We start from the raw sequence: 6,000 nt of genomic DNA on the forward strand, positions 1-6,000 counted from the left end.
TCCACCACCGGATTCGCTTTTTGCTTTTTGAATGGCGCTGTTGGTTCGCTTCATATCAGATCAGATAGCAGACTTTGACGCATCGGGATTGTGGCATGATGCAGTCAGAAGTTGCGATTTGCTTTACTCATTTCCAATCAAAACGCCCGACAATGTCCATGAGCTACGGCTCTCGCCTTCAGGCTCGCCAATGGGTATTTTAACTGATATCGTATGTTCGCCCGCGGGTAGGTCGCCCAAGTCGATCCAAACCGGATTCGTAGCCGTGGCCGGACACCAGTTTGAGCGGCTGTAGTCTGAAGAGGACAGCCCGTTTTCGAAGTTACCGGATGCCGGGTTGCTCAACCTGTAAGCGCCGCAATCCGTGCGCCACGGAACGAACGCATGGACCTTTTTTCCGTTGTGCAGAATGGTATTTTGTTTTTGGAGAAATTCATCCCCATTCTCCCATCCGCCATGGCCTGTCGTGATATAACGCAGTCGGGCATTCTTTACAGGAGCCGCGAGCGAAAATGTCGTTTGGTAGCCCGTTTCGGTTTTTAAAAGTGAATTGTGGTCGATATGTTGTCTTTCAATGAAATTCTCGGTATTGAACAACGGAAGCACAACACGCGCCGCGGTGTTTTTCGCACTTTCATTGTGATAAGTGATATTGGCGCTGACCTCGTGTCCGCCTTTGTCATAGTTTCCGATAGTAAGGCCGATCACGACTTCTTTTCCGCTAATTGCCGGCAGGACGTCCGTGATTTCCTGTCGGTACATCACGCTGTCGAGCCAGACTTTGTTCTTGAGCTTGACGATAGTGTTGTACTGGCTGATTCCGAACGGTGTGAAAAAGCGCATCAGTTCCAGATGAGGCGGCTGGTTTTTCGATTTGACCGATCCGATTTTCTGGGCCGATGGAAGCGCGAACATTTTTTTGCCGCTTTTAAGATCGTCAATCAAAGCCGAGGCATTGTCGGTGGGAACAACGAATACGATTCCCGTCCGGTCGTAAGCGTCTCCTTTCGATTTTTCGGTGACGTCGAGAAAAGCCACGCTTCCGGCAGGGATTTCGGGAATTTTGATTTTGCGCAACACCACTTGGCCGTGTTGCAGGCGAACGGTGTTGGCATCGGCAATCGTATCGTCCGAAAAATTGACCTGTTGGTTTTTGAAAACTGGGATGTTCACAAAGCGGCTTTTCCAAAGCTCGTCGCGATAAGTGATGGCGTCTACGAGAAATTGGCGTGGTTTAAGGATGATAGGATGAGGCTGTGTCGCGTTCTTTTCGATTTTGATCGCCGTCACATGGTAATTGCCGTTGCGCACGGTTTGGAGCACCAAGCCTAGTTTTTGGCCCAAGACCGACGGCCCTCCGTAAACGTCCAACTCTGTCGTGTACCAAACCTCTACCCAATTCGAGCTGATGACCGTCTTGGCTTTTTTGCAGTTGTAGCCCAGTATTTTTTTGGTCTCGTTGGTCAATTCCCATTTTTGGTTGCCAAGCGAACTGCTGTCGATCATGCGAACGAGTTTGTCGTCCTTTAAGTAGGCGTAATTGGTAATGCTTGCGTTTGGGATGTCTACCGAGGTTTTCTCGTAGGGAATATCGGCTTTGCCTGCGAGAATCTTTTCCGAAGTGATCAACGAACTTTCCCGATGCGCGAACAATACGATTTTATCCTGGTTTTCCACGGGATTTCCGTTGGACGTCCGTTCGTAGGTAACTTTGACCGAGGTCGGCATTTTCGATTTTTGTCCGAAGCTCAAAAATCCGATAAGGAAGACAATTGAGAGATAATATTTTTTCATAGTTGGATTTGGTTCAAACAAAGATAGCAACCTATCTTGCGCGTCCAAACATTTGCCATGACCTTTACTGCCATAGATTTTGAAACCGCTACCGGACATTTTGAAAGCGCCTGTTCCGTCGGGATCGTCACGGTTCAAGATGGCGTCATCACCGAGGAATTCCATACGTTGATTCAACCACCGAACAATGAGTATTGGTATCGCAACATCATGGTTCACAACATCAAGCCGGTGCAGACGCTTCACGAAAGGACTTTCGACGCTGTTTTCCCGGAACTCCGGAGACGCCTTACGGGGCGCAAGATCGTCGCGCATAACGAGTCGTTCGACCGCAACGTGCTGGCAAAGACGATGCGTTATTACGGACTGTATTACGACGAACTCGAGATAGCCGAAAAGTGGGAATGCACGGCCCGCATTTACCGCGCAAAAGGGTACAAGCCGGCCAATCTCAAGGCATGCAGCCTGCGCAACAATATCGAGCTCAACCACCATGAAGCTTTGTCGGACGCGCGCGCTTGTGCAAGACTTTACCTACTTCGTTGATTTGTCCGGATAGACCGCAATTTTGTGAGTGCTCAGTCTGTAATCGTATAAAGGAGAATTGTAGGCCTTGTGGAAACTGATCGCGCGTGAAGCTTGTTTGGGCATGTGGCACGAAACGCAATTCTGTTCCATTTCTTTTACCGAAGCCGATGCGAGCGTTTGCCTGGAATGTTTGGGAGCGGCGTGGCAACTCGAGCAGATCCTGGCATAATGAGCAGGGTCTTTCGCCGCGTTTGCGTGCGGATCGTGACACGTTGTACAATCCATATTGGGGCTTTTCGCAAAGCACTGGCTTTGGGTTAGCATGCCGTGTTGGTTGCCATGTACGTCAATTTCGGCATTCGGGATCGGGCGATAGTAATCCGTGAGGTTATCGCCGGGCTTGAAATCGAAACGGGATTTTATTTTCATGCCGTCGGCTCCCGCATGGCAAATCGAACAGGCGTCCAATTTTTGTTGTCTCGAAAGTGACTTAAAGCTCGTCATGTGCAGCGCCACCTTTTCTCCAGGAAATTCCAAGTGATGGTCGACGTGTTTTTTCGCAGGGCCGTGGCAGCGTTCGCAGTCGATACCGTAAATTATTTTGTCCTTGCGGATCACATCCTCGACGTCTCCGGTAAAGGCGTTATTTTCCTCCGAAGTAAGATCGGACGCCACATTCCGGACATTGGAACTGTGGCAGGCATAACAATCTTTGAGCATTTTGCGCGAAAAATCGGGTGTCGTCTGCGAGAATCCGGGACTCGTTCCCCAACTATCGGAAGATCGATAATAGGAAAGCGGCAGTTCGAAGGTGTTGAAATCGTGCCAATACACGGATGTCTGGGCATTGCGCCCGCCAAATACGATGTCGAACGAATGTTCCGAAACTTTCCTGCCGTCCTTATACCAAACCTGGAACAAGCTGTCGCCTCGTTTTTCCATCTGCATCTTCGAGCCGTTGCCGTAATCGAAAACGTTTTTAGGGTGGCTGAAACTCCCGAGGACATTGTCTGCCGTCGCCTCAGCGGTCGCCTTAAAATGGGCCGTGACCATAGACGAGTGTGCGACATCTGAATGGCATTGCACGCAACTTTGGGCTCCGGCATAATCGACGCCTCTCGGATCCTGATAAGCGGCATCTTCGTTTTTGCAACCGATAAAAACAAGGGCCGCCAAAAAAAGAAGGAATCGTATTTTTTTCATCCTTGTAAATATATCCAAAAAACGTATTTTTATGAGGTGGAAAATCAGAAGATACCGTTCATCATCAAGCTCAAGTATTTTTTTGAGCAATACGGTTTCCAGGTGTCGTCCCGTTTGGCCGACCGCCTCGGGATGCGTGCTACGAGCGTCCGTCTGTTTTTCATTTATATTTCATTCGTTACGGCCGGGCTTTGGTTCGGTGTTTACCTGACGCTTGCGTTCTGGATTCGTCTCAAGGACATGATCCGCGCCAAGAGAAGTTCCGTTTTTGATTTGTAAGCCGATTCACATGTTTTTTATGCCATTCAACTTTAATACACGCCATAATGAAAACCTCCATTTTAAAGCGGACCGGATTTACCCGTTCGCAACGGCAGGGAATTCTCCTGCTTTCGATCCTCATCGCCATCGTCCAAATTTTTTGCCTGTTGCCCGAAAACAAGATTTTCAAATCTCGTGACCCGGAATCCCGCAAATGGCTAGCGCTTTCAAAAGAGCTCGATTCGTTGAAGCTGCTTGCCTCGCGAAAAAAAGTTGTCGTCTATCCGTTCAATCCGAACTTTATCTCTGACTATAAAGGCTACCGTTTGGGCATGAGCGTGCCGGAAATCGACAGGTTGCACGCGTTTAGGGATAAGGGGAAATTCGTGAACTCCGCTTTGGAATTCCAAAATGTCACAAAAGTTTCCGATAGCCTGCTTGGTGCGATTTCTCCTTATTTCAAATTCCCGGATTGGGTAAATCGAAAACAGCAACCCAGCAAATACCTGACTGTTGGCAACCGGGCCACATCCAAATCGAAATTGGATATCAATCTTTGCGACAAGCAGGAACTGATGGCGGTCTACGGAATTGGCGATGCGCTATCCGATCGTATCATCAAACAACGCGAAGTGCTCGGCGGGTTCGTCGACATGAAACAGATGCACGATATCTGGGGATTGTCGAGGGACGTCATTGAAAAATTGCAGCAGCGGTTCGAAGTGAGGCAACTTCCCGAACTCAAGAAAATACGCGTAAACGAAGCTTCAGTTAAGGAATTGGCGGCGTTCCCTTATTTTCGGTATGCCGTCGCCAAATCGATCGTGACGTTCAGAAGCATGAACGGCAAAATCAATAAACCTGATGATTTGTTAGGAATCGAGAACTTTCCTGTTGATAATGTAAAAATAATTAGCTTATATTTGGAATTCTAAAAAAATACAACCGAATATGAACTACGATTTTATTGAGACCGAATCCATGATAGCGGAATCTATCCGTGATTTTGCCGAACAACACATCCGACCGCATATCATGGAGTGGGACGAAGCCCAGACTTTTCCGGTTGAGCTCTTCCGCAAATTGGGAGAAATGGGTTATATGGGAGTCCTTGTTCCGGAGGAATTGGGTGGTTCAGGATTGGGTTATCATGAATACATCACCGTAGTAGAAGAAATTTCAAAGGTTGACCCTTCGATAGGATTGTCGGTAGCGGCCCATAATTCGCTTTGCACAAACCATATCCTGACATTTGGGAACGAGGAACAAAAGCTGCGCTGGATTCCCAAACTCGCAAGCGGCCAATGGATAGGCGCATGGGGATTGACCGAGCACAACACGGGTTCGGACGCAGGCGGCATGAACACGACGGCTGTCAAGGATGGAGATGACTGGATATTGAATGGCGCCAAAAACTTTATCACGCACGCGATTTCCGGGGACGTTTCCGTGGTGATCGCACGCACTGGCGAAAAAGGGGATTCCAACGGCACGACGGCTTTCGTTCTTGAAAAAGGGATGGCTGGATTTACATCCGGTAAAAAAGAAAACAAACTCGGGATGCGCGCGAGTGAAACTGCCGAATTGATCTTTGATGGCTGCCGCGTTCCGGACGCCAACCGTCTTGGCAAAGTGGGAGACGGTTTCAAGCAAGCCCTTGCGATACTCGACGGCGGACGTATTTCGATAGGTGCGCTTTCGTTGGGAATTGCAAAAGGCGCGTTCCAGGCGGCGCTGAAATATTCAAAAGAGCGCCACCAGTTTGGCAAGCCGATCAGCGAATTCCAGGGAATCGCGTTCAAGTTGGCTGACATGGCTACCGAGATCGAAGCTTCGGAATTGTTGCTTCACAAGGCGGCTCATTTGAAAAACAACAAACAACCGGTTACCAAAATAGGCGCGATGGCCAAGATGTATTCTTCTGAGGTTTGTGTTAAGGTTTCGAATGAGGCCGTACAGATTCACGGCGGATACGGTTATACCAAAGATTATCCGGTGGAGAAATTCTACCGCGATTCGAAGCTTTGCACGATAGGCGAGGGTACGACCGAGATACAGAAATTGGTGATTTCGCGGAATTTGCTCAGAGACTGATCTTAACTGACTGACTTTAAAACCGGAATTCGCTTGGATTCCGGTTTTTGTGTTTTGGAAAGGTGCGTGAGGGATGGGAGCGGCATCCTTTTAAGGGTTCGGGGCGGCCGCAGGCCGCCC

At 48.8% G+C, this 6,000-nt stretch carries 6 protein-coding genes; 4 read left to right on the plus strand and 2 right to left on the minus strand.

The window, feature by feature from the left end; all coding sequences use genetic code 11:
- Positions 1-123 precede the first annotated feature (123 nt).
- Positions 124-1,794 (minus strand): GLPGLI family protein, encoded by a 1,671-nt coding sequence (locus HC229_RS12840; RefSeq protein ID WP_191020897.1) that lies wholly within the window; start codon positions 1,792-1,794, stop codon positions 124-126.
- Between the two features lie 57 nt (positions 1,795-1,851).
- Here HC229_RS12840 and HC229_RS12845 point away from each other — a divergent pair, with 57 nt between their 5' ends.
- Positions 1,852-2,340 (plus strand): exonuclease domain-containing protein, encoded by a 489-nt coding sequence (locus HC229_RS12845; RefSeq protein WP_191020898.1) that lies wholly within the window; start codon positions 1,852-1,854, stop codon positions 2,338-2,340.
- Here HC229_RS12845 and HC229_RS12850 read toward each other — a convergent pair.
- Complete coding sequence (locus HC229_RS12850; RefSeq protein ID WP_191020899.1) at positions 2,329-3,525, minus strand: hypothetical protein; 1,197 nt, start codon at positions 3,523-3,525, stop codon at positions 2,329-2,331. The two genes, HC229_RS12845 and HC229_RS12850, sit on opposite strands and share 12 nt — an antisense overlap.
- Positions 3,526-3,576: 51 nt before the next feature.
- Here HC229_RS12850 and HC229_RS12855 point away from each other — a divergent pair, with 51 nt between their 5' ends.
- Genes HC229_RS12855 through HC229_RS12865 form a run of 3 tightly spaced genes read left to right on the plus strand, consistent with a single transcriptional unit; the run spans position 3,577 to position 5,880 of the window.
- Entirely contained in the window at positions 3,577-3,804 is a 228-nt protein-coding gene (locus HC229_RS12855) for a PspC domain-containing protein (RefSeq protein ID WP_191020907.1), read from the plus strand.
- 47 nt (positions 3,805-3,851) lie between these two features.
- Positions 3,852-4,721 carry a helix-hairpin-helix domain-containing protein gene (locus HC229_RS12860; RefSeq protein ID WP_191020900.1) on the plus strand — a complete coding sequence of 290 codons (870 nt, stop codon included), beginning with the start codon at positions 3,852-3,854 and terminating at the stop codon, positions 4,719-4,721.
- 16 nt (positions 4,722-4,737) lie between these two features.
- Positions 4,738-5,880, plus strand: coding sequence for an acyl-CoA dehydrogenase family protein (locus HC229_RS12865; RefSeq protein WP_191020901.1), 1,143 nt, complete (start codon positions 4,738-4,740; stop codon positions 5,878-5,880).
- The last annotated feature ends 120 nt before the right edge of the window (positions 5,881-6,000 follow it).

It is taken from the genome of Flavobacterium selenitireducens (assembly GCF_014748335.1).
Taxonomy (GTDB): Bacteria; Bacteroidota; Bacteroidia; order Flavobacteriales; family Flavobacteriaceae; genus Flavobacterium; species Flavobacterium selenitireducens.

Bases quoted from the DNA above. Each gene is read 5' to 3' on its own strand.
- HC229_RS12860 (WP_191020900.1), top strand. From the start codon at position 3,852: ATGAAAACCTCCATTTTAAAGCGGACCGGATTTACCCGTTCGCAACGG.
- HC229_RS12845 (WP_191020898.1), top strand. From the start codon at position 1,852: ATGACCTTTACTGCCATAGATTTTGAAACCGCTACCGGACATTTTGAA.
- HC229_RS12865 (WP_191020901.1), top strand. From the start codon at position 4,738: ATGAACTACGATTTTATTGAGACCGAATCCATGATAGCGGAATCTATC.
- HC229_RS12850 (WP_191020899.1), bottom strand. From the start codon at position 3,525: ATGAAAAAAATACGATTCCTTCTTTTTTTGGCGGCCCTTGTTTTTATC.
- HC229_RS12840 (WP_191020897.1), bottom strand. From the start codon at position 1,794: ATGAAAAAATATTATCTCTCAATTGTCTTCCTTATCGGATTTTTGAGC.